A 23,062-nucleotide genomic window follows, 5' to 3' on the forward strand; every position below is an offset into this window, starting at 1 on the left:
TAGGCACGGGAGAGCAGCGTTCTCCTGCGGTGAGCGGCGTTCACCTCCATCAAACGCGATATATCTTGTCCGCTCCGCGAAGTTGCGCTATATCTTAATGAACGCCGTTCTCTCGGTGAGCGCTGTTCTGTTAGGGTGAACACCGTTCTCCGGTCCGGTCGTCCGTCTCTCCGGGCCCTTACCGGCAAGTCGGGCCGTCGCATCCATCCGCGCCACCGCGCCCGCGAGTCGTCACCGTGGCGCGACCCTTCCGTGAGGAGTTCCGATGTCCACCACCGGTGTCGCGTCCACCGAGACGCCCATCGACTCACCAGTGCCCTACCGGTGGCGCTGGGCCGCCCTCTTCGTGATCCTCGCGGCCGAGGTGATGGACCTCCTCGACGCCGTCGTCACGAACATCGCCGGCCCCTCCATGCGGGCCGACCTCGGCGGCGGCGCCTCCACGCTGCAGTGGCTCGCCGCCGCGTACACCCTCTCGATGGCCGTCGGGCTCGTCACCGGAGGGCGGCTCGGGGACATCCACGGGCGCCGCCGGATGTTCCTGGTGGGAGCCGCCGGCTTCACCCTGGGATCGTTGCTGTGCGCCGTGTCCGTGTCGCCCGAGATGCTGATAGGCGCGCGCGTCGTACAGGGCCTGTTCGGCGCGGTGATGCTGCCCCAGGGCCTCGGCATGATCAAGGAGATGTTCCCGCCGAAGGAGTCGCAGAAGGCCTTCGGCATGTTCGGCCCGGTCATGGGACTGTCCGCGGTGTGCGGGCCGATCCTGGCGGGCTGGCTCGTGGACGCCGACTACTTCGGCACCGGCTGGCGGATGATCTTCCTGATCAACCTGCCGCTGGGCGGCGCGGCCATCCTCGGCGCCGTGCGCTACCTGCCGAGGGGTCGGTCCGGCAGCAAGCCGCGCCTCGACGTCCCCGGCATGCTCCTGGTCTCGCTGGCCGCCCTGCTCATCATCTTCCCGCTCGTCCAGGGCCGCGAGTACGACTGGCCCGTATGGGCGTTCCTGATGATGGCCGCCTCGGTGGTCGTCTTCATCGCCTTCGGTACGTACGAGTCCAGCCGCGGCAAGGCCGGCCAGGACCCGTTGGTCGTCCCCAGCCTCTTCCGCAAGCGTGGGTTCAGCGGCGGCATGATCCTCGGGCTGGTCTTCTTCTCGACCATGCAGGGGTTCATGCTGGTCTTCAACCTCTACACCCAGATCGGCCTCGGCTATTCGCCGCTCAAGGCGGGACTGGTGATGGTGCCGTGGTCGGCCGGCATGATCGTCGGCTTCGGGCTCGCCCAGGGTGTCGCGCGGTTCGGGCGGACCGTGCTTCAGGCGGGCGCGCTGGTCATGGCGGTCGGCGTGTTCGGCGTGTGGCTGACCCTCGACCAGGTGGGGGCCGGCGTCGGCCCCTGGCAGCTCCTGCCGTCGCTGCTCGTCACCGGCATCGGGATGGGCCTGCTCATGGCACCGTTCTTCGACATCGTGCTCGCCAGCGTCGAGCAGCACGAGACGGGTTCGGCGTCCGGCACGATGACCGCGGTCCAGCAGCTCGGCGGCGCCTTCGGCGTGGCCATCCTCGGCACCGTCTTCTTCGGCCTGCTGGGCGGCGGGATCGCCACCGCCGTCGACCACCGTTCGGACGGTCTGCGGGGTCAGTTGGCCGCCGCGCACGTCGCACCCGCGGCTCAGGAGCGTGTCGTGGCCGACCTGCGTGAGTGCGCCTCGGACCGGGCCGTCGCCAAGGACCCCGCCGCGGCCCCGGCGTCCTGCGCCCGCCTGGAGAAGGACACCCGCTCCGCCCTGACCTCGCCCCAGGCCGGCGCCCGGATACCCGCCGTGCTGGAGGCGACCGCTTCGTCGGCCTTCCGGAGCGGTTTCGGCTCCGTCATGAAGACGTTGCTCTGGATCGTCGACGGCATGCTCGCCCTGACCTTCCTGCTCGCGTTCCTCCTGCCGCGCCACGCGCGCCCCGAGGAATCCGCCGGGCACTGACACCCGGCCGCACCGGCATTTGCGAACGGGACGGGCGGGCACCCTTGAGGAGGTCCCGCCCGTCCCGTCTCATTCTGCGGCGCAGCGCGGTCCGCCGCCGCGTCGCAGGCGGAGCGGGGCGGGGCCCGCACTGTTCGGGACACGGTCCGCTCGAACCGGCCGCGAGCCCAAGGGGGACACGGTGGCACCGGCCGTGGAAAGGGACCGGCACCCCGGACCGGTCCGCGGCGCGCGAAACACGTACCGTTCGGGCAGGTAGGGGTGGGCTCGCGACGGTGGACGGCGGGACACCGGTCCATCGGACGCACGGCGCTCCGCACGCGGCGCGCCACGCGGCACTCCCCACCCGACGCACCCCCACCGCACCACCCGCACCACCCGCACCACCCGCACCACCCGCACCACAGCCTCCGGGAAGGACGAGCCCCGTGCTCACGTCGTACGCAGCCCATTTCGACACGCCCGCCGGGTACCTCGACTTCGCACGGTTCGGTCCGCCGTCGCGGGACGCCGTGGCTGCCACCGCGCGAGCCATGGAGGAGTCCGCCCGCGCCGACCACACCACCGTGGACGGCCTGATGCGCGCGGAGGCCACCGCACGGGACACGGCCGCCCGCCTCGCCGGCACCGACAGCGGTCACACGGTGCTGCTGCCGAACGCGTCCACCGGCATGTTCCACGCCGCTCTCGGCATCCCGGAGGGCGTGGTCCTCGCTCCGCGCACCGACTTCCCCGCCAACCACTACCCGTGGCGCCGCTCCGCGGATCTGGGCCGGGCCGTACCGCGCTGGCTCACACCGGCGCCCGGGGCCGGGGTCACCCCCGGCCTCGTCCGCGCCGCGCTGACCGACGACGTCGTCGCCGTGTCCGTCAGCGCCGTGGACTTCCGCACCGGCTTCCGTACCGACCTGGCGGCGCTGCGCGAGGCGATCGGACCGGACCGGTTGCTGATCGTGGACGCCATCCAGGCGTTCGGGGTGGCCCGCATGGCCTGGGACGCCGCCGACGTGGTGGTCGCGGGCGGCCAGAAATGGCTGCGCGCGGGATGGGCCACCGGCTTCGCCGCACTCTCCGATCGCGCGCTGGAATCCCTGGAGCCGGTCCTCACCGGCTGGACGGGCGTCGAGGACGTCGGCCTCTTCGACGGGACGGAGCACCCGCCCGCCCCGGACGCGCAACGGTGGTCGATCACCAATCTCAGCCCGGTGACGGCCGCCGCGCTCGCGGCCGCACTCGACCTCGTCGAGCGGCACACCGTCGCGGCGATCGAAGCCGCGATCGCCGCGCGGATCGACGAACTCACCGAGGTCGTCAGGGAGCGTGGCGGCCACGTCCTCTCCCCCACCGACCCCGTGCGGCGCGCGGGCATCCTCTCCTTCACGATGCCGGACCACGACCCCTCCGTCGTCGCGAAGTCGTTGCACGCCGAGGGTGTCACTCCGACGGTGCGCGCCGACTCGCTCAGGCTGTCCCCGCACGCCTCGACCCCGCCGGAGGCATCCGCACGGGTAGCCGCCGCGCTGTCGTCGCTGCGCGGCTGAACCCGGCCGACGGCGGCAGCCCGCGGTCCGGCCTCCGGGTCCGGGTCAGTGCGGCACGTTGCGGCGCCAGCGAGAAAACAAACTAGTTCAGCCGCCCACAAGGGCGAACCCGAAGCCGCTCACGACGCACGCCGCAAGGCCCTGGCTCTCACCGTGCAGCGCGCCTTCGCGCCCTGAGAGGCATCCGCCGTAGGTGCGGAATCGCGTTGCCGAGGGGGCTCTCGGTGACCGGTCACCGGATCGCAGCAGGGTTCGTGCGTGCGGGGGAAGGGATGATCACGTGGAGCGAGCCCGAGTACTGCTGCTGGACGCGGCTCCTGGCGAGTTGCTCGGTCGGGAACTGGAGCGTCTGCTCGGCCACGGGCTGGCCGTCACCCTGAACCTCCGGCGGGTGGCCGATCACGCCGGGGCGCGGGCTGCCTGGGCCGGCCGGGTGGACTTCACCGACTTCGACGCCTTCGACGAGTCCGCGCTGCTCGCCGAGACCGTCCGGGACGGACTCGGCTACCACGCGGTCAAGTCCCGCGCAGGGGTGCCGTTGCGCGCCGCGTTCCTCGCGGCGGCGACCGACGCGGGCCTGGCCAACCGGCTCCGCGTGGTCGGCCGGGCCGGAGCGGGCACCGATCACGTCGAGTTGGCGGCCGCCGCGCGACACGGGGTGGCTGTGACCCATACCCCCGGCTCCAACGCGAACGCGGTCGCCGAGTTCGCCCTGGCTCAACTGCTCGCCCTGACCCGAGATCTCCGGGCGCACGACGAGGCCGCGCACGATGCCGGCTGGCGCACCCCGGCCGCGCCGGCGGTGGAGCTGACGGAGCTGACCCTGGGCATCGTCGGGCTGGGCCGGATCGGTCTGGCCCTGGCCGGACGGGCGACCGCGCTGGGCATGGAGGTCCAGGCCCTCTCACGACGTCCGGCCGACGCATCGGTGCCCCGGGCCCGTTCCCTCACCGCGCTGTTGACCACCAGTGACGTGGTCTCCCTGCATCTGCCGCTCACCCCGCAGACCCGAGGGTTGGTCGGACGGGAGCAACTGGCTCTGATGCGTCCAGGGTCGATCCTGCTGAACACCGCCCGGGGTGGAATCGTCGACGAACAGGCGCTGGCCGACGCGTTGCTCGACCCCGCGCATCCGCTCAGGGCAGCGGCTGTGGACACCTTCCAACACGAGCACGCCGTCTTCACCTCACCGCTCTTCGGTCTGCCGAACGCCCTGCTGACCCCGCATGTCGCCGGGATGACCAGGAGCGCCATGGCCACGGCGGCCGTCCGGTGCGCGGACCACATCGCGGCCCTGCTCGCCGACCGCCCGCACGGCGTGCCCGTGGCGACCGTGTGACAGGCGTCATCGACGCGACGAGGCCCACCGGCCCCACCGTGTCGGGCGGCCCACCGGGTGTCTAGGTGGCATGTCCGGCCGGCTCGATCCACTGCGCGCCGCGCGCCACCGCCTCGAGGCAACGCCGCGCAGTGCGGCCCCGCCCGGCAACTCCGGCCATGCTCCGGCCCGCCAACTCCGACCGCGGCGCCGCCCGGCAACTCCCACTTCGGCCCCGCCCGGCAACTCCGGCCATGCTCCCGCCCGGGAACTCCGTCCCACGTCGACCGCGCATCCCCGCGATCGTCAGTGACGCGTTATGGGTACGCCGCTTCCCGTCAAGCATCCGTCAGCGCCGGGCCCCGGCCCAGGTCGGCGGGGCATAGCTTCGTCGATGCGTCCGGCCGATCCGACCGGACGACGCACGTCGCCTTCTCCGAGGAGCAGCACCATGTCTCCAGTCGAGCATGCCGAGGACCCCGAACCCTCCGAACGCTTCCCGGCCGGACTTCTCTTCGTTCCTGTCCGGCCGGGGTACGCGGGCTCCACGGCCCGGTTCTTCCGCACCCCCCTGGGCGGCCGTACGGCCGTCGGTTTCACCTCGGCGGCGAAGCTCACCGCCACGCTGGGCGCCGACCACCCCCACCTCAAGCTCTCCGAACCCGCGCTGCGCGCGCTCGCCGCGCCCCTGGGCGTCACGGCCCTCGTCGTCGACCCGTCGTTCTCCGCCCCCGCGGTCGACCGCGCCGCGGCCACGGTCCGCGAGCGGGGAAACTCCTGGCGCCGCTGGCATCCCGAACACGTCGGCGCCCTGCGGGTGACCGGCGCGGCCGCCGTCGTCGCGTGCCTGAACCTGCTGATCGGCTGAGGAGACACCATGTCCATCCAGGACGCCCCCCTTCAGGACATGGCCTTTCAGGCATCGCCCCGCGTCCTCGGCACCGCCGGCACCTCCGACGACGCCGACGCCGACGCCAGGGATGCCGACGGCCTGTCCGTGTGGCCACGCTCCGCCCGCTCCGCCGCCGACGGCGACGTCCGTGTCGGCGGCGTTTCCCTCACCGAGACCGCCGACCGCTTCGGCACCCCCGTCTACGTCCTCGACGAGCAGGAGGTCCGCGAACGCTGCCGCACCTACCGCACGGCGTTCCCCGAGGCCGACGTCGTCTACGCGGCCAAGGCGTTCCTGTCGCGGGCCGTGGTGCGCTGGGTGCGGGAGGAGGGCCTCGGCCTCGACGTCTGCTCCGCCGGAGAACTCGAACTCGCCGTGAGCGCCGGCTTCCCGCCGGAGAAGATCGTGATGCACGGCAACGCAAAGAGCCCCGAGGACCTGCGCACGGCGCTCGGGCTCGGCGTCGGCCGCATCGTCGTGGACAGCGAATCCGAGATCGCCCGGTTGGCCGCGGTCACTCCCCCCGACAGCCGTCAGAAGGTCATGGTGCGGGTGGTGCCCGGTATCGCGGCGGGCGGGCACGCCAAGGTGCGCACCGGCACCGACGACCAGAAGTTCGGGCTCTCGATCACGGACGGGTCCGCGGAGCACGCCGTCGCCCGGATACTCGACCAGCCGCAACTCGAACTCGTCGGCCTGCACTGCCACATCGGCTCGCAGATCACCTCCGTCCAGCCGTACGTCACCGCGGTACACCGTGTGGTCGGGCTGATGGCCCGGATGCGCGACCAGCACGGCGTCGCTCTCCCCCAGTTGGACATCGGCGGCGGTCACGCCATCGCCTATCGACCCGGCGAGGAGAACCTGAACGTCGGGGTCCTGGCCGGCCGGGTCCGCGCCGAACTCGAGGACGGCTGCGCCCGCGCCGGGCTGCCCGTGCCCAGGCTCACCCTCGAACCCGGCCGGGCGATCATCGGGCCCGCGGGAGTCGCCGTCTACCGGGTCCTCTCGGTCAAGCGCACCGGGGAGCACACTTTCGTGGCCGTCGACGGTGGCATGAGCGACAACCCGAGGCCCGCGCTGTACGGGGTGCGGTACGCGCCCCGGCTCGTCGGCCGGCCCTCGGCGGTGCCGCCCCGTCTCGTCACCGTCGTGGGCCGGCACTGCGAGGCGGGTGACGTCCTCGCGGAGGACGTGGCACTCCCGGGCGACGTGCACCCCGGCGACCTCCTCGCCGTCCCCGCGGCCGGTGCGTACCACCTCTCCATGGCCTCCGGCTACAACCTGGTCGGCCGGCCCCCGGTGGTGGCGGTGTCCGACGGTGCCGCCCGTGTCCTGGTGCGCCGCGAGTCACTGGACGACATGAGCCGCCGGGACATCGGGGTGTAGTCCCGGGACCGCTCCGGTCCTGCGCCGGCGCTCCCGCCCGCCGCCGGCACTCGGTGGCAGCCACTCGTGCCCTGACAGGAAGCAGGTGGCCGCCACCGCGTGCCCGCACCTCATGAAGATCCCCCCTGTCACCCCCGCGTCACCCCCACAACACCCCCTTGCCCATGGGAACGAGGTCTCGATGACCGTGGAGAACACCGTCGGCCTGATCGTGGCCGTCGCCCTGCTCGCCTACCTGATCATCGCGCTGATCAAGCCGGAGAAGTTCTGATGTCCGCCCCCGCCCAGACCCTGCCCGCACCGGTGCCGGCCTCCCCTCCGCCCGGAATCGAGAAGCCGCCGCGCCGGGTCGGCGCCGGAATGCTCGATCCGACACAGCTGTGGCGCGCGCTCCCGCAGGCGTTCACCAAACTGAATCCGGTGACCCTGTTCCGTAACCCGGTCATGTTCGTGACCGAGGTCGGTGCCGCGCTGACCACGGGCATCGCGATGGTGCACCCCGGTCTCTTCGCCTGGCTGATCACCGGCTGGTTGTGGCTGACGGTGGTCTTCGCCAACCTCGCCGAGGCCGTGGCCGAGAGCCGCGGCAAGGCGCAGGCCGACTCGCTGCGCCGGACCCGGCAGCAGACCACCGCGTGGCGGCTCGCGGGCTGGGAGCCCGGGGCCGCCAAGGACGCCTACCTCGAAGAGGCCGTCGCCGCCTCGGAGTTGAGGCGGGGCGACATCGTGTCCGTACCGGCCGGGGAGTTCATCCCCGGAGACGGCGACGTCATCGAGGGCGCGGCGAGCGTCGACGAGTCGGCGATCACCGGTGAGTCGGCGCCCGTCATCCGTGAGTCGGGCGGCGACCGCAGCGCGGTCACCGGAGGCACCCGGGTGCTCTCCGACCACCTCGTCGTACGCGTCACCCAGGAACCCGGGGACAGCTTCCTGGACCGGATGATCAGCCTGGTCGAGGGGGCCAACCGGCAGAAGACGCCCAACGAGCTGGCCCTCAACCTGTTGCTGGTCATGCTGACCTTCGTCTTCCTGGTCGCGGTCGTGACCCTCCAGCCGATGGCGATCTTCTCCAAGGACGCGATGGCCGCCGCGCACGACACCGCGGCGCTGAACGCGAACGGTGTCACCGCCATCGTCCTCGTCTCGCTGCTCGTCTGTCTGATCCCGACCACGATCGGCGCGCTGCTCTCGGCGATCGGTATCGCGGGCATGGACCGGCTGGTGCAGCGGAACGTACTGGCCATGTCCGGAAGGGCCGTCGAGGCCGCCGGTGACGTCAACACCCTGCTGCTCGACAAGACGGGCACGATCACCTTCGGCAACCGGCGGGCGAGCGCGTTCCTCCCGGTCGGGGACGTCCCCATGGAGCGGCTGGCGCGGGCCGCGCTTCTCTCCAGCCTGGCCGACGAGACGCCTGAGGGCCGTTCCGTCGTCGAGTTCGCCTACGAGAAGCACGAGTTGACCCAGCAGGTCGCGAACGGCGCCGAGTGGGTGCCGTTCACCGCCGCCACCCGCATGTCCGGAGTCGACCTTCCCGACGGGCAGCGGCTGCGCAAGGGCGCCGCGGCTTCGGTCTCGGCCTGGGTGCGCGAGCGGGGCGGTGAGGTCCCGCTCGCGCTGGGGGCGGTCGTGGACCAGGTCTCCGCGTCGGGCGGTACGCCCCTGGCCGTGGCGCGGTCCACGAGTGACGGCCGGGCAGAGGTGCTCGGCGTCGTCCACCTCAAGGACGTCGTCAAGCCGGGTCTGCGGGAACGCTTCGACGAGCTGCGCCGGATGGGCATCCGTACGGTGATGATCACCGGCGACAACCCGGTGACCGCGAAGGCGATCGCCGAGGAGGCGGGCGTCGACGACTTCCTGGCCGAGGCCACGCCGGAGGACAAGCTGGAGCTCATCAAACGGGAGCAGGCCGGCGGTCACCTCATCGCGATGACGGGTGACGGTACGAACGACGCCCCGGCGCTCGCGCAGGCGGACGTCGGCGTGGCGATGAACACGGGTACGTCGGCCGCCAAGGAGGCCGGCAACATGGTCGACCTGGACTCGGACCCCACGAAGATCATCGAGATCGTCGAGATCGGCAAGCAACTCCTCATCACCCGGGGCGCGCTGACGACGTTCTCGATCGCCAACGACATCGCCAAGTACTTCGCGATCCTGCCCGCGATGTTCGCCGCCGTGTATCCGGGGCTCGACCGGCTCAACATCATGGATCTGCACTCGCCGCTGTCCGCGATCCTCTCCGCGGTCGTCTTCAACGCGGTGGTCATCGTGGCGCTGATCCCACTCGCCCTGCGCGGTGTGCGCTACCGGCCGTCGTCCGCCTCCGCGCTGCTCACCCGCAACCTGTGGATCTACGGGCTCGGCGGCGTCGTCGCGCCCTTCCTCGCCATCAAGTTCATCGACTTCGCCCTCGTCCAGTTCATCCCGGGGATCTGACCATGACACGCATCCCGCACTGGCTCGCCCAGCACCTCGCGGCGCTCCGGGTGGTCCTCGTACTGACCCTCCTGACCGGGCTGGCCTATCCGCTGGCCATGACGGCCTTCGCCCAGGTCCCCGGCCTGGACGGCAGGTCCGAGGTCACCGCCGCCGACGGCAGGGACGCCGGATCCTCCCTGATCGGCCAGTCGTTCACGGACGCCAAGGGCAACCCGCTGAAGCGGTACTTCCAGTCCCGGCCGTCCAACGCCGGTACGGGGTACGACGCCACCGCGTCCGGAGCCGGGAACCAGGGCCCCGAGTCCGTCGTCGACACGGCGGACAGGCCGAGCCTGCTCACCCTGGTGTGCGGGCGCAGCAAGGCGGTCGGCGAGCTCGAAGGCGTCGACGGCTCCCGCCCGTTCTGCACACCGGACGGTGTGGGAGCGGTCCTCGGCGTCTTCCACGACGGCGGTACGCGCGGCCGGGTCACCAAGGTCGTCAGTCTCGACCAGGCATGTCCGGCCAGGCCGTTCGTCAGCTCCTACAAGGGAGTTGACGTCGTCTGCGCCGAGCCCGGCACGGACTACAGCCGTGCCGTGACCGTCCCCGTACGTGGCGACGCGCCGGCCGACCCGGTCGTCCCCGCCGACGCGGTGACCGCGAGCGGCAGCGGGCTCGACCCGCACATCAGCCCCGCGTACGCGAAGCTCCAGGCGCCCCGCGTCGCCCGCGAGCGTGGCGCGGACGTGGCCGACGTACGCGAGTTGATCGAGAAGTACACCACCGGCCGCACGCTCGGCGTGCTCGGCGAGCCGGGCGTCGATGTCGTCGAGCTGAACGTCGCGCTCGACCGTACCTACCCCCAGCAGGGAGCCTGATCATGGCCGCCTGGATCCAGGCATCGCTCGTCCTCGCCGTGGTGGTGGGGCTGCACGTTCCGCTCGGCGACTACATGGCCCGAGTCCTGGACGGCGGCCGGCACTGGCGCGGGGAGAGAGCCCTCTATCGCGCGTGCGGCATCGACCCGGACAGGGAGCAGACCTGGCGGCACTACCTCACCGCACTGCTCGCCTTCTCGGTCATGAGCATCGCGGCGCTCTTCGCCCTCTTCACCCTCCAGGGCAAGCTGCCCTGGTCGACGGGTCACGCGGGCATGCCGTGGCGGCTCGCGCTGCACACCGCCGTCTCCTTCACGACCAACACCAGCTGGCAGAACTACGCCGGCGAGTCCACCACCGGGCACCTCGCCGTCATGGCGGGTCTGGGGGTCCAGGCGTTCGCGTCGGCGGCGGTCGGTATCTGCGTGGCGCTCGTCCTGGTGCGCGGGCTCGTCCGGCGCAGCACCGCCGACCTCGGCAACTTCTGGGTGGACCTCCTTCGGACGATCTTCCGCGTCCTGCTCCCGATGGCGGTCGTCGGTGGCCTGATCCTGTTGGCGGGCGGGGTGATCCAGGGGCTCGGCGCCGGCCACACCGTCACCACGGTCGCGGGCGGCAAGCAGACGATCCTCGACGGACCGGTCGGCTCCTGGGAGCCGATCAAGCTCTTCACCGGTGACGGCGGCGGCGTCTTCAACGCCAACAGCGCCCACCCCTTCGAGAACCCGAGCGCCTGGACCAACGCCTTCGAGATCGTGCTGATGCTGCTGATCCCGACGGCCTGCATCCGCATGTTCGGCCGGATGATCGGCAGCCTGAAGCAGAGCTGGACCCTGCTGACGGTCGTCGGCATCCTCTTCGGCCTGCTCCTCGTAGCCGGCACGCTGGCCCAGTCCGCGCACACCGGCACGGTCACCCAGGCGGTCGGCGGCCCGTACGAGGGCACCGAGACCCGCTTCGGCGTCCCCGGCTCGACGCTGTTCGGCGTGGGGGCCACGGGCTCGGCGGACGGCGCGGCCAACTCCTCGTACGACAGCTTCTCCAGTCTCGGCGGCGGGGTGCTGCTGTCCGCGATGATGCTCGGCGAGATCGCGCCCGGTGGCACGGGCAGCGGACTGTACGGCCTGATCATGGTGGTGCTGGTGGCCGTCTTCATCGGCGGTCTGATGGTCGGCCGCACGCCCGAATACCTGCGCAAGCGGATCGGGTTCGGGGAGATGCGCTGGGTCGTGGTGTACGCGCTGATCCCGCCCACCGTCATCCTGGCCTGCACGGGCGTCGCGCTCGCCTTCGGCGACGGCCAGACCTCGATGGGCAACCCGGGGGCGCACGGTCTCACCGAGCTGATCTACGCCTACACGAGCAACACCAACAGCAACGGCAGCGCGATGGCGGGCTTCAACGGCGCCACGGACTTCCACAACCTCCTGATGGTGGTCGCGATGCTGGCGGGGCGGTATCTCCCGATGGTGGCCGTGCTGGCCCTGGCCGGACGGCTCGCCAAGCAGCAGCCGGGCGTCGTCACCGTCGGCACGCTGCGCGCCCAGGGTGTCAACTTCGTCGTCCTCGCCACGGCCGCGGCGGTCATCCTGGCGTTGCTCAACTTCCTGCCGGCGCTGTCCCTCGGCACCATCGCCGACGGGCTCCTGTAACCCCGTACCGGCTGAGCTCCCGGCCCGTCACAGGCTCAGCCGGACGGCATCCCGCACACGACGGCCACGACGGCGTCGGTGTGTGACCCGGCGCGGCCGCCACCAGGCGGGCCGCGCCGTCGGGGTTTCCGGCCTGCGGAGCCGGAGGGACCGCGCGTTCCCCTGATCAAATGAGACCGCCATGGGCACTCCTTGAATCCGTACCGATCGCCGGAATGGGGAGCGCATAGAGCCGGAGTTTCCGGCGGCCTCAGCGGCGGACTCGGTATGACGTTCTTCGACGGTGGAGACAGCCTGGACACCGTGCCCGTCACCGCCACTGGGACAGCCGTCTACTCGGCCCACCTGTCCACCGTCGGAACACACACGATCACAGCCGCCTACAACGGCAGCGACAACTGCAGCGCCTCGAACGCGGAGGCCACGGTAGTGATCTCAGCCGCGCCGGTGCCCCCGCCTGCCAACGGGGCCTGCCTCCTCGCCTGCGGCGGCCTGATCGACTTCAACGTCGGCAACATCCACAACGAGATCAACATCCGTCACTAGAGCTCCGACGTGGGTGAACGTCACTCGGAGAGGAGTTCGGTGAGCTGCTCGGCGGCGGTGGCGTCGCCCCTGTCGGCGAGACGTCGCAGTTCGCCCAGGTCGTCCTGCTCGGTGGCGAGTTCGATCAGCTGGTCGGTCGCGGTGGGGTTCCCGGCGTCGGAAAGACGCCGCAACTCCGCCACATCACCCTGCTCGGCCGCGAGTTCTATCAACTGGTCCGTCGCGGTGGGGTTCCCGGCGTCGGAAAGACGCCGCAACTCCGCCACATCACCGCACTCGGCGGCGAGTTCGATCAGTTCGTCGAGGGCGTCCTCGTCGCCCTTCTCGGCCCGGTCTCTCAGGGCGGCCAGGTCGGAGTCGTTCATGATGGACAGCCTCCCGTGTCGCCCCGGGCCCGGCCGGCCCGGGGGCGTGTACGTACCTGCCGAGCGCCTTCGCCATGAGCCGCCCGGCCCGGACAGAGGGTCCCGGCCATTGAGGCCGTGACCACGCGCAGGAGACGCGGCCGCGCGGGCGGAGTGGCCCGGGGCGGCGACGCAGAGCGGCCCACGCGGCCACGGCCTCACGACGGAGGGGATGCCCGCGGGCGTCCGGTCCGCGGCCCCCTTCCTGGCCGCGGACCGGGCGAACCCCCCGGGCGGGGCGACCGGTCCGCGCTGTGGCTGGACCACAGTCCCGGCCCCCGCTCAGGACTGCGCGTGGTGACGGTCGTGGAAATCCCCCTGTTCGAGGCAAGCCGAGAACTCGGGGGAGGTCACGAACCCTCCAGCGTCACGCCACGGATGGTCGCCCGTGTCCCCCCGTGCCGCCCAGTCTGTGACCGCTTACGGCCTCCGACGTCCTCCGTTGATGTTCTCCTGACGCCTTCCCCACCTGCCATGACGGAGCCTTGACGTCTGCCTCCGACGCGCCGTAAGAGAAGCGCAAATTCCCTGGTGGAACGGACAGTTCGAGGGCACGGCCCGGCTATATTTTCCGTCGGCCGCCGGAAAGGCCATGGACGTCAGTGGCCTGACGGCGCTCCTCCTGGAGCGGTCTCGGATGCCTTTCTCGCCCGAAAGCATCCGCATGGCCTCCCGGCGGCCGAGCACGCGGCGGCGTTCTCGTCGTCATCCCGTCGCCGACGTCCGTGCACAGGTCCGCGGTGCCGGGGCCCCGGCACCGCGGAGCCCGGCGGCCACCCCTACCCGTGTCAGCTCGACCGGCCGTCGGCGTGCGCAGCGCACCGGGCCGGTTCCCACCGAGGCTCGAAGGTCCCGATGATTCCCGCCGCTCCCCCGCAAGCCCCGCCGTCCCGCGTCCACGGATCGGAGGAAGGGACGAAACGCCGGGCGCCGAGCGGGCTGTTCGAACCCGCCCAGCTCGTGCAGTCCCTCCCCGAGGCACTGCGCAAACTGCACCCGCGGGCCCTGGTGAAGAACCCGGTGCTGTTCGTCGTGTCCGTGGGAGCCGTCCTCACGACCCTGTCCGCGGTGCTCCACCCCACCGTCTTCACCTGGGTCATCAGCGGCTGGCTGTGGCTGACGGTGATCTTCGCGAACCTCGCGGAGGCCGTCGCCGAGGGCCGCGGCCGGGCACAGGCCGAGTCGCTCCGCAAAGCCCGTACGGACACGGTCGCCCTGCGCCTGCGGCACTGGAACTACGGCACCGACCCGCGCCACGCCGACACGGAGGCCGTGGCCGCCACCGCCCTCGGACCGCTCGACGTCGTCCTGGTCGAGGCCGGCGAGGTCATCCCCGCCGACGGCGACGTCATCGACGGCGTCGCGGCCGTCGACGAATCCGCCGTCACGGGGGAATCCGCGCCGGTCATCCGCGAGTCGGGCGGCGACCGCAGTGGGGTCACGGGCGGTACTACGGTCCTGTCGGACCGGATCGTCGTCCGCGTCAGTGCCCGCCCGGGACACTCCTTCCTGGACCGGATGATCGCCCTCGTCGAAGGCGCCTCCCGGCAGAAGACCCCGAACGAGATCGCGCTGAACATCCTGCTCGCCGCGCTCACGATCATCTTCGTCCTGGTGGTCGTCACCCTCCAGCCGATGGCCGAGTACGCCGACGCCGCCCAGTCCACCACCGTTCTTGTCGCGCTCCTGGTCACCCTCATCCCGACGACGATCGGCGCGCTCCTGTCCGCGATCGGCATCGCGGGCATGGACCGGCTCGTCCAGCGCAACGTGCTCGCCATGTCCGGCCGCGCGGTCGAGGCCGCGGGCGACGTGGGCACCCTCCTTCTCGACAAGACCGGCACCATCACTCTGGGCAGCCGCGAGGCAGCCGCCTTCGTCCCGCTGCCCGGCGTCGAGGAGGGCCGACTCGCCGCCGCCGCACAGCTGTCGTCCCTGGCCGACGAGACACCGGAGGGCCGCTCCGTCGTCGTACTGGCGAAGGAGCGGTACGGGCTGCGGGCGCCCGCCGAGGGGGAGCTGCATCATGCCCGGTGGGTGAGGTTCAGCGCGCAGACCCGGATGAGCGGCGTCGACCTGCGCTGGGACAACGGTGCGGTGTGCGCGATCCGCAAGGGCGCCGCCCAGCAGGTGATCGAGTGGGTGGAGATGTACGGCGCCCAAGTCCCGCTCGAGGCACGGGCCTTCGCGAATTCGGTGGCCGGTTCGGGCGGCACCCCGCTGCTCGTGGCGGTGTACGACTGGGAAGGCCCCCGCGTGTTGGGCCTGATCCATCTCAAGGACGTGGTCAAGGACGGCATCCGGGAGCGCTTCGCCGAGCTGCGCCGCATGGGCATCCGCACGGTGATGATCACTGGCGACAACCCGCTCACCGCCCGTGCCATCGCCGAAGAGGCGGGCGTGGACGACTACTTGGCCGAGGCGACCCCCGAGGACAAGCTCGCGCTGATCAGACGCGAGCAGGAGGGCGGCAAGCTCGTCGCGATGACCGGGGACGGCACGAACGACGCGCCGGCGCTGGCCCAGGCCGATGTGGGCGTGGCCATGAACACCGGCACCTCGGCCGCCAAGGAAGCCGGGAACATGGTCGACCTGGACTCCAACCCCACCAAGCTCATCGAGATCGTCCAGATCGGCAAGCAATTGCTCATCACACGGGGCGCGTTGACGACCTTCTCCATCACCAACGACGTGGCCAAGTACTTCGCGATCATCCCGGCGATGTTCGCGGGGGCCTATCCGGGCCTGAAGTCGCTCAACGTCATGGGCCTGCACAGCCCGACGTCCGCGATCACCTCGGCGATCATCTTCAACGCGCTGATCATCGTCGCGCTGATCCCGCTCGCGCTGCGGGGCGTGCGCTACACGCCGTCGTCGGCGCACGACCTCCTGCGGCGCAACCTCATGCTGTACGGCCTCGGCGGACTCGTCCTGCCCTTCGTCGGCATCAAGCTGATCGACCTGCTGATCTCCGGAGTGCCCGGGCTGGGATGAGGGGGCTCCTCGTCCGCAGCCCGGGACGCCGTCGAACGGTCATCAGTGGTGGTGGCCGTGCCGGCCGAGGGTCTCCACGGGGGTCGCGCCGGGGCGGCTCCACTGCGGCACGGGGCGGCTGGTCGGGCCCCAGGTGGCGACACCGTCCACGTCCGAGCGCCAGTACCAGCAGGCCTGGCGGCCCACGGCCGGGTGCCCCTCGCGGACGTCGCCGAGCACGGCGCGGCCCTCGGGGTTGTCCTCCCACGCCTCGCCGCGGCCGTAGGACGTCATGTCGAGCAGGGCGAGGGACCCGTTGACCGCCTCGTTGCCACGGCCCGTCGTGGAGTACGTCAGGAACACGCGGTCACCGTCGCGCAGGAAGCAGGCGATGTGCCCCATTCCGCCGCCGACCGGCGCCTCCACGTCGCGCACCGAGTACCAGGGCTGGGTGTAGCCCATGAACTCGACGTAGGAGGCCACCTCGCCCCAACGGCCCGTGGTCAGGATGGCCAACGAGACGCCGCGGGCGTTGAGATAGACGGCGTCCTTCAGGTGCCAGGCCGTGGTGGTGCAGCCCTCGCACTGCCCCTGGTGCGGCGCGCCGTCGTGCCACATGTGCTGGTAGACCACGAGCTCGTCGCGGCCCTCGAACAGGTCCAGGAACGGGACCGGGCCGTCGGGTCCGACGACCTCGACCGTTCCGTCGAGCTCGACCATCGGCAGCCTGCGACGGGCCGCGGCGAGGGCGTCGCCCTCGCGGGTGTGGGCCTTCTCACGGACCAGCAGTTCCTCGCGGGCCGCCTGCCAGGTGGCCAGGTCGACGACCGGCGGCTTGCCGGTGAGGTCGCTGCTCGCACGGCCGGGCGTGGTCGTCATGGTGTCCTCCGTGGTGTGTCGTGCGGGGCGGCGTCGCATGGCATCCCACGACGCTCACCAGAACAGACTCGGGTCCCGCCCGGAACTCATCGCGGCAGGGGAAGGCGTCGACGCGTGCGCTCTGCTCCCGGCGGCCGGTGCGCGCGCCCGGGTCCTTCCGCTCGGGCGCCGGGTGTCGACAGGCCACCCGCGACGGACGGAATGATCTCCCCTTCCCTCCACCAATAGTCATATGTGAGACGCACCACTCGACACTATCGCAACACTCATGTTGCATTTATCGTCGAAGGATCTACATTGGAGTCGCGGCCCGGCAGCGGGCAGCGAACGAATCCCACGAGACGAGGAGTACGCGATGTCACGGACCTGGCTGATCACCGGTGGTTCGCAGGGCTTGGGCAGGGCTCTGGTGCTCGCGGTTCTGGAGGCCGGCGACCAGGTCGTGGTCACCTCCCGCAGGCCGGAGGCGCTGGCCTCCCTGAGAGCGGACCACCGGGAACGACTGGAGACCGTCGCGCTGGACGTCACCTCCGCGTCCCAGTGCCGGGACGTGGTCGCCGCGGCGGTGGAGCGGTTCGGGACGGTCGACGTGGTCGTCAACAACGCCGGTTACGCCACCAGCGGTTCGATCGAGCACTTCCCCGAGGACGAGTTCCGCGCGCAGGTCGAGGGGAACCTGTACGGCGTGGTGAACGTGACCCGGGCGGTGCTGCCGGTGATGCGCCGCCGCCGGTCCGGGCACGTCGTGCAGATCTCCTCCATCGGCGGACGCGTGGGCGGCACGCCCGGTCTGAGCGCCTACCAGACGGCCAAGTTCGCCGTGGAGGGCTTTTCCGAGGTCCTCGCGGGCGAGGTGGCCCCGTTCGGCGTCAGGGTCACCATCGTCGAGCCGGGCGGCATCCGCACCGGCTGGGCCGCGGGCGCGGCGGAGCCGTCCGGGCCGGTGACCCCCGACTACGAGCAGACGGTGGGCACGTGGCTGGCCATGTTCGCGAAGTACGCCGGGAACGAGCCCGGCGACCCGGACCGTATGGCCCGCGCGATCATCGGCGCGGTGGACGCCGAGGAGCCCCCGCGCCGGCTTCTGCTCGGCAGCGACGCGCTGGGGATCGCCATCGGCGCGGAGGAAGCCCGTCTGACCGAGGCGAGGAAGTGGGCCGAGGTCAGCCGCTCCACGGACTACCCCCCGGACCCCTCCACCGCCTGACACATCACGTTTCGCCCGAAGGAACCGAGAAGACGGGAACCGAAAAGACATGACCGTGCGTGACAAGCTGTACATCGGCGGCTCCTGGGCCGACCCGAGTGACCCGGGCCTGCGGCTCGACATCCTCTCCCCGCACGACCAGTCCGTGCTGGGCACCGTGGCGCAGGCCGCGCCCGCCGACGTGGACGCGGCCGTCGCCGCGGCCCGCGAGTCCTTCGACCACGGTCCCTGGCCGCGCACCACGCCCGAGGAGCGCCAGGAGATCGTCCGCCGCTACGACGCCCTGCGCGCGGCGCTAGCCGACGAGGTCGCCGAGGCCATCTCGGTCGAGAACGGTTCGGCCGGCTGGTTCACCAGGGCCGGCCAGCCGTTCCTGACCCGACAGGTCGACGCGTACCTCAAGGCGGCCGAGGAGTTCGGGTGGGAGGAGGTCGTCGAGCCCTCGGACGCGTCGGTGGCCTTCGACACCATCGTGCGGCGGGAGCCGATCGGGGTGGTCGCCGCGGTCATCCCGTGGAACTCGCCGTTCTCCGCGGCCACCGCGAAGCTGATCCCGGCCCTGCTGGCCGGCAACACCGTCGTCCTCAAGGTCTCCCCCGAGAACTCCCTGAGCATGATGCTGCTGGCGGACCTCTGGCACCGGTCCGGGCTTCCCGAGGGCGTCCTCAGCGTCCTTCCGGCGGACCGTGAGACCAGTGAGTACCTCGTCTCCCACCCCGGCGTGGACAAGATCTCCTTCACCGGTTCGACGCGGGCCGGCCGGCGTATCGCCTCGATAGCCGGGGAGCACCTCAAGCGGGTCGGTCTGGAGCTGGGGGGCAAGTCCGCGGCGCTGATCATGGAGGACGCGGACCTGGATGCGGCCGTGCGGGGCCTGCGTTTCGGTTCGCTCGGCAACAACGGCGAGGCCTGCATTCTGCAGACCCGCATCCTCGCCCCCCGCAGCCGGTACGAGGAGGTCGTCGCCGCGCTGAAGGAGATGGTCGAGTCCCTGAAGGTCGGTGACCCGTCCGCCCCCGACACGTTCATCGGTCCGATGATCCGCCGCGACCAGCAACAGCGCGTGATCGACTACATCACCGTCGGAATGGAGGAGGGTGCTCGCCTGGTGACCGGCGGCCCGCAGGTGCCCGAGGGTCTGGAGAAGGGCAACTACGTCACCCCGACCCTCTTCGCCGACGTCGACAACTCCATGCGCATCGCCCAGGAGGAGATCTTCGGCCCGGTCCTGGCGGTCATCGCCTACGACGACGAGGACGACGCCGTACGGATCGCGAACGACTCCGAGTACGGCCTGTCCGGCGGCGTCTGGACCGCGGATCCGGAGCGGGCCCTGGCCGTCGCGCGCCGGCTGCGCACCGGCACGGTCACCGTGAACGGCTCGCCGATGAGCTTCGACGGCCCGTTCGGCGGTTACAAGGCGAGCGGTCTCGGCCGCGAGTACGGCAAGGTCGGCCTCACCGGCTACGTCGAGCACAAGACCATCACCCGCAACCGGTAGCCCCGGCCCGCGGACGGAACCGTGCGCCCATCGAGCCCCGCCCGCGCCGCGCCCGACGCGGTTCGGCACCCCGCGGCGCCGGACGCTCGCCCCTCCGCCGGCAGGGCGAAAGGCCGTTCAAGCGCGCGTGCGCGTCACCTCAGGCGCCGACATACCGCGCGAGGTGCTCGCCCGTGAGGGTGGAGCGGGCGGCGACCAGTTCGGCCGGAGTGCCCTCGAAGACGACCTCGCCGCCGTCATGGCCCGCGCCGGGGCCGAGGTCGACGATCCAGTCCGCGTGGGCCATGACCGCCTGGTGGTGCTCGACGACGATGACCGACCTGCCGGCGTCCACGAGCCGGTCGAGCAGGGCGAGCAGTTGCTCGACGTCGGCCAGGTGCAGGCCGCTGGTCGGCTCGTCGAGGATGTAGACGCTGCCCGTCCCGGCCATGTGGCCCGCCAGCTTGAGGCGTTGCCGCTCGCCGCCGGAGAGGGTGGTGAGCGGCTGGCCGAGGCCGAGGTAGCCCAGGCCGACGTCGGCGAGCCGGTCGAGGACGGCGGTCGCGGCCGGCGTACGCGCGGGACCACTGCGGAAGAACTCCGCCGCCTCGGTCACCGGCATCGCGAACACCTCGCTGATGTCCCGGCCGCCGAGCTTGTACCGGAGCACCGGCGTCTGGAACCGCTTCCCCTCGCACTCCTCGCAGAGGGTGGCGACACCGGCCATGATCGCCAGGTCGGTGTAGACGACGCCGGCGCCCTTGCAAGTGGGGCAGGCCCCCTCGGAGTTGGGGCTGAACAGCGCGGGCCTGACCCCGTTGGCCCTGGCGAACGCCTTGCGGATCGGTTCGAGCACGCCGGTGCAGGTGGCCGGGTTGCTGCGACGGGAGCCCTTGATGGGCGACTGGTCCACCGTGACCACGCCGTCCCGGCCGGCCACCGAGCCGTGGATCAGGGAGGTCTTGCCGGAACCCGCGACCCCGGTGACCACGGTGAGTACGCCGAGCGGGAGGTCCACGTCGACGTCGCGCAGGTTGTGCGCGTTCGCGCCGCGCACCTCCAGCACACCGGACCGTTTGCGCACCGACGGCTTCACCGAGGCCCGGTCGTCCAGGTGACGTCCGGTCAGGGTGCCGCCGGCCCGCAGACCCTCGACGGTCCCCTCGAAGACCACCTCGCCGCCGCGCGTGCCGGCGTGCGGTCCGAGGTCGACGACGTGGTCGGCGATCAGGATCGTCTGCGGCTTGTGCTCCACCACCAGCACGGTGTTGCCCTTGTCGCGCAATTGGAGGAGCAGCTCGTTCACGCGCTGGATGTCGTGCGGGTGCAGGCCGACGGTGGGCTCGTCGAAGACGTAGGTGACGTCGGTGAGCGCGGAACCGAGGTGGCGGACCATCTTGGTGCGCTGTGCCTCACCGCCCGACAGCGAGCTCGACGGCCGGTCGAGCGAGAGGTAGCCGAGGCCGATCCCGACGAACGAGTCGAGGTTCTCGGCGAGGACCGGGACCAGCGACGCGACCGACGGGTCGGTCAACCCGCGGACCCACGCGGCGAGGTCGCTGATCTGCATGGCGGAGGCGTCGGCGATGCTGACGCCGTCGATCTTCGCTGACCGAGCCGTCTCGCTGAGCCGGGTGCCATGGCACCCGGGGCAGACCGAGAACGTCACCGCCCGCTCCACGAAGGCGCGGATGTGCGGCTGGAGGGTCTCCTTGTCCTTGGTCAGGAAGGACCTCCGCACCCGCGCGAGGAGGCTTTCGTAGGTGGTGTTGATCCCCCTCACCTTGACCTTGACCGGGTCCCGGTGCAGGAAGTCGTACCGCTCCCGCTCGCTGTAGTCGCGGATCGGCTTGGCGGGGTCGAGGAAGCCGGACTCGGTGAACGACTGCACCACCCAGCCGTCGGCCTTCCAGCCGGGGACGGTGATCGCGCCGCCGGCCAGGGACTTGGAGTCGTCGAAGAGCTGGGCGGGGTCGATGTCCGAGACGCTGCCCAGGCCCTCGCAGCGCAGGCACATGCCGCCGACGACACTGAACCCCTTCTCGGTCTTCCTGCCGTTCACCACCAGCACGCCCGACCCGTCGGCGGAGGCGACATTGAAGGCGAACGCCCTCTGCGTGCCGATGTACGGCGTGGCGAGCCGGCTGAAGAGAATGCGCAGCAGCGCGCCGACGTCGGTGGCCGTGCCGACCGTTGAGCGGGCGTGGACGCCCATCGGCCGCTGGTCGACCAGGATCGCGGTGGTCAGTCCGTCGAGCACGTCGACGTCGGGCCGCGCCAGGGTGGGCATGAAGCCCTGGACGAAGGCGCTGTACGTCTCGTTGACCAGCCGCCGCGACTCCGCGGCGATGGTGTCGAACACCAGGGAACTCTTGCCCGATCCGGAGACTCCGGTGAACACCGTCAGCCGCCGCTTGGGGATCTCGACGTGGACGTTCTTGAGGTTGTTCTCCCGTGCCCCGCGGACCCGGATCAGATCGTGGCTGTCGGCGGCACGCGGCGCGGGCGGCCGAGTGTCCGTCCCCGTGCGGGCCGTCACGGTGTCCCTCCCGTGTGCCGGACGCGGCCTTCGTCGTACGACGTCGTGATGGATTCCTGAACTTCACGGTTCATGGGTCTCAAGCGTATACCTGCAAGATCAGTTGAGACTTTTGCGAAAGGATCCCAGTAGCGGTCGTCTAAAGTCTCAAACCATGAAGTACCTGCGCCCGTTCGACCTGGCCCGCGAGCACGGCATCTCGACCCAGGCGGTGCGCAACTACGAGCGGGACGGGTTCCTCCCGCTCGCCGAGCGCACCCCGTCCGGCTACCGGACCTACACCGAGACGCACGCGGCGGCCCTGCGCGCCTACTTGGCGCTCGTCCAGGCCCACGGACATGCCGAGGGCGGGCAGATCATGCGGTCGCTCAACGCGGGCGAACTCGACGCCGCGCTGACGGCCGTCGACCGCGGCCACGCCCAACTGCTGCGCGACCGGGGGACGCTGGACGCGGTCGGGCAGGCCGTCGAGCATCTGGTCTCCGGCACCGGTCCCGCCGAGCACGCTCCCTCCGGCTGTGAGCCGCTCGGTATCGGCGAACTCGCGCGCCGCCTGGGCGTCACCGCGGCGACCCTCCGCAACTGGGAGGCGGCGGGCATCCTCACACCCGTCCGGGAGCCGGCCACCGGACATCGCTCGTACGGCGCCCCCGACGTCCGCGACGCGGAACTGGCCCACCTCCTCAGGCGCGGCGGCTATCCGCTGGAGCACATCCGCACGGTGGTCCGGCAGATCCGCACGGCCGGCGGCACCGAGGCGCTGTCCGCCGCGCTCGACGACTGGCGGCGACGGCTCACCGCCCGCGGGGTGGCGATGCTCGACGCGGCGGCCCGGCTCGCCGGGTACGTGTCCCTCCGGGGCATCACCCCGGCGACGCCCGCGGCCACCGCGGAACCGGCTCCACCGCCGGCGGACCGGCCGGCACCCTGAGACGTCGTGGCGCGGGCGACCGGCGGCCGTA

At 71.4% G+C, this 23,062-nt stretch carries 17 protein-coding genes; 14 read left to right on the forward strand and 3 right to left on the reverse strand.

Annotated elements, in window-relative coordinates:
* Positions 1-265 precede the first annotated feature (265 nt).
* The 10 genes from OHB41_RS05195 to OHB41_RS05240 all read left to right on the forward strand — a co-directional run bounded on the left by OHB41_RS05195 (position 266) and on the right by OHB41_RS05240 (position 12,618).
* Positions 266-1,978 carry an MFS transporter gene (locus tag OHB41_RS05195; RefSeq protein ID WP_266696756.1) on the forward strand — a complete coding sequence of 571 codons (1,713 nt, stop codon included), beginning with the start codon at positions 266-268 and terminating at the stop codon, positions 1,976-1,978.
* A 428-nt stretch (positions 1,979-2,406) separates the two neighbouring features.
* Positions 2,407-3,519 (forward strand): aminotransferase class V-fold PLP-dependent enzyme, encoded by a 1,113-nt coding sequence (locus OHB41_RS05200; protein ID WP_266696757.1) that lies wholly within the window; start codon positions 2,407-2,409, stop codon positions 3,517-3,519.
* A 280-nt stretch (positions 3,520-3,799) separates the two neighbouring features.
* A complete protein-coding gene (locus tag OHB41_RS05205) occupies positions 3,800-4,858 on the forward strand; it encodes an NAD(P)-dependent oxidoreductase (RefSeq protein ID WP_266696758.1) in 1,059 nt (352 codons plus the stop codon).
* Positions 4,859-5,288: 430 nt separating this feature from the next.
* The gene (locus OHB41_RS05210; RefSeq protein WP_266696759.1) at positions 5,289-5,705 is read left to right on the forward strand and encodes an SAV_915 family protein; all 417 of its coding nucleotides are present in this window, start codon (positions 5,289-5,291) and stop codon (positions 5,703-5,705) included.
* Positions 5,706-5,714: 9 nt separating this feature from the next.
* The gene (gene lysA, locus OHB41_RS05215; RefSeq protein ID WP_266696760.1) at positions 5,715-7,118 is read left to right on the forward strand and encodes a diaminopimelate decarboxylase; all 1,404 of its coding nucleotides are present in this window, start codon (positions 5,715-5,717) and stop codon (positions 7,116-7,118) included.
* A 181-nt stretch (positions 7,119-7,299) separates the two neighbouring features.
* A complete protein-coding gene (gene kdpF, locus OHB41_RS05220; RefSeq protein WP_266696761.1) occupies positions 7,300-7,389 on the forward strand; it encodes a K(+)-transporting ATPase subunit F in 90 nt (29 codons plus the stop codon).
* Positions 7,389-9,557, forward strand: coding sequence for a potassium-transporting ATPase subunit KdpB (kdpB, locus tag OHB41_RS05225; protein WP_526025031.1), 2,169 nt, complete (start codon positions 7,389-7,391; stop codon positions 9,555-9,557). Before kdpF ends, kdpB (OHB41_RS05225) begins: the two co-directional genes overlap by 1 nt.
* Before the next feature lie 2 nt (positions 9,558-9,559).
* Positions 9,560-10,420 (forward strand): potassium-transporting ATPase subunit C, encoded by an 861-nt coding sequence (locus tag OHB41_RS05230; protein WP_266696762.1) that lies wholly within the window; start codon positions 9,560-9,562, stop codon positions 10,418-10,420.
* A gap of 2 nt (positions 10,421-10,422) precedes the next feature.
* On the forward strand, positions 10,423-12,072 hold the full coding sequence (kdpA, locus tag OHB41_RS05235) for a potassium-transporting ATPase subunit KdpA (protein WP_266696763.1): 1,650 nt from the start codon (positions 10,423-10,425) through the stop codon (positions 12,070-12,072).
* Between the two features lie 267 nt (positions 12,073-12,339).
* Complete coding sequence (locus OHB41_RS05240; RefSeq protein WP_266696764.1) at positions 12,340-12,618, forward strand: Ig-like domain-containing protein; 279 nt, start codon at positions 12,340-12,342, stop codon at positions 12,616-12,618.
* A gap of 20 nt (positions 12,619-12,638) precedes the next feature.
* Here OHB41_RS05240 and OHB41_RS05245 read toward each other — a convergent pair whose 3' ends face one another.
* Positions 12,639-12,983 (reverse strand): hypothetical protein, encoded by a 345-nt coding sequence (locus tag OHB41_RS05245; protein WP_266696765.1) that lies wholly within the window; start codon positions 12,981-12,983, stop codon positions 12,639-12,641.
* 894 nt (positions 12,984-13,877) lie between these two features.
* On the opposite strand from OHB41_RS05245, the gene kdpB (OHB41_RS05250) reads away from it, so the two are divergent.
* Positions 13,878-16,016, forward strand: a complete 2,139-nt coding sequence (gene kdpB, locus OHB41_RS05250; RefSeq protein WP_266696766.1) for a potassium-transporting ATPase subunit KdpB — start codon at positions 13,878-13,880, stop codon at positions 16,014-16,016.
* Positions 16,017-16,058: 42 nt separating this feature from the next.
* Here kdpB (OHB41_RS05250) and OHB41_RS05255 read toward each other — a convergent pair whose 3' ends face one another.
* Positions 16,059-16,874 (reverse strand): DUF899 family protein, encoded by an 816-nt coding sequence (locus tag OHB41_RS05255; protein ID WP_266696767.1) that lies wholly within the window; start codon positions 16,872-16,874, stop codon positions 16,059-16,061.
* 355 nt (positions 16,875-17,229) lie between these two features.
* Here OHB41_RS05255 and OHB41_RS05260 point away from each other — a divergent pair, with 355 nt between their 5' ends.
* On the forward strand, positions 17,230-18,081 hold the full coding sequence (locus tag OHB41_RS05260) for an oxidoreductase (protein ID WP_266696768.1): 852 nt from the start codon (positions 17,230-17,232) through the stop codon (positions 18,079-18,081).
* Between the two features lie 49 nt (positions 18,082-18,130).
* Positions 18,131-19,582 carry an aldehyde dehydrogenase gene (locus OHB41_RS05265; RefSeq protein WP_266696769.1) on the forward strand — a complete coding sequence of 484 codons (1,452 nt, stop codon included), beginning with the start codon at positions 18,131-18,133 and terminating at the stop codon, positions 19,580-19,582.
* A gap of 139 nt (positions 19,583-19,721) precedes the next feature.
* Here OHB41_RS05265 and OHB41_RS05270 read toward each other — a convergent pair whose 3' ends face one another.
* Complete coding sequence (locus tag OHB41_RS05270; protein ID WP_266696770.1) at positions 19,722-22,100, reverse strand: ATP-binding cassette domain-containing protein; 2,379 nt, start codon at positions 22,098-22,100, stop codon at positions 19,722-19,724.
* Between the two features lie 154 nt (positions 22,101-22,254).
* Between OHB41_RS05270 and OHB41_RS05275 the strand changes: the two genes are divergently transcribed.
* A complete protein-coding gene (locus OHB41_RS05275; protein ID WP_266696771.1) occupies positions 22,255-23,031 on the forward strand; it encodes a TioE family transcriptional regulator in 777 nt (258 codons plus the stop codon).
* The last annotated feature ends 31 nt before the right edge of the window (positions 23,032-23,062 follow it).

Origin of the sequence: Streptomyces sp. NBC_01571 (assembly GCF_026339875.1) — a bacterium.
In the GTDB taxonomy this organism is placed as follows: domain Bacteria; phylum Actinomycetota; class Actinomycetes; order Streptomycetales; family Streptomycetaceae; genus Streptomyces.

What these genes read in the sequence shown, in the direction of transcription:
- OHB41_RS05240 (WP_266696764.1), top strand. Translation starts at nt 12,340, where the DNA reads ATGACGTTCTTCGACGGTGGAGACAGCCTGGACACCGTGCCCGTCACC.
- OHB41_RS05260 (WP_266696768.1), top strand. Translation starts at nt 17,230, where the DNA reads ATGTCACGGACCTGGCTGATCACCGGTGGTTCGCAGGGCTTGGGCAGG.
- OHB41_RS05245 (WP_266696765.1), bottom strand. Translation starts at nt 12,983, where the DNA reads ATGAACGACTCCGACCTGGCCGCCCTGAGAGACCGGGCCGAGAAGGGC.
- OHB41_RS05230 (WP_266696762.1), top strand. Translation starts at nt 9,560, where the DNA reads ATGACACGCATCCCGCACTGGCTCGCCCAGCACCTCGCGGCGCTCCGG.
- OHB41_RS05210 (WP_266696759.1), top strand. Translation starts at nt 5,289, where the DNA reads ATGTCTCCAGTCGAGCATGCCGAGGACCCCGAACCCTCCGAACGCTTC.
- kdpF (WP_266696761.1), top strand. Translation starts at nt 7,300, where the DNA reads ATGACCGTGGAGAACACCGTCGGCCTGATCGTGGCCGTCGCCCTGCTC.
- OHB41_RS05275 (WP_266696771.1), top strand. Translation starts at nt 22,255, where the DNA reads ATGAAGTACCTGCGCCCGTTCGACCTGGCCCGCGAGCACGGCATCTCG.
- OHB41_RS05265 (WP_266696769.1), top strand. Translation starts at nt 18,131, where the DNA reads ATGACCGTGCGTGACAAGCTGTACATCGGCGGCTCCTGGGCCGACCCG.
- OHB41_RS05255 (WP_266696767.1), bottom strand. Translation starts at nt 16,874, where the DNA reads ATGACGACCACGCCCGGCCGTGCGAGCAGCGACCTCACCGGCAAGCCG.
- kdpA (WP_266696763.1), top strand. Translation starts at nt 10,423, where the DNA reads ATGGCCGCCTGGATCCAGGCATCGCTCGTCCTCGCCGTGGTGGTGGGG.
- lysA (WP_266696760.1), top strand. Translation starts at nt 5,715, where the DNA reads ATGTCCATCCAGGACGCCCCCCTTCAGGACATGGCCTTTCAGGCATCG.
- kdpB (WP_526025031.1), top strand. Translation starts at nt 7,389, where the DNA reads ATGTCCGCCCCCGCCCAGACCCTGCCCGCACCGGTGCCGGCCTCCCCT.
- kdpB (WP_266696766.1), top strand. Translation starts at nt 13,878, where the DNA reads ATGATTCCCGCCGCTCCCCCGCAAGCCCCGCCGTCCCGCGTCCACGGA.
- OHB41_RS05195 (WP_266696756.1), top strand. Translation starts at nt 266, where the DNA reads ATGTCCACCACCGGTGTCGCGTCCACCGAGACGCCCATCGACTCACCA.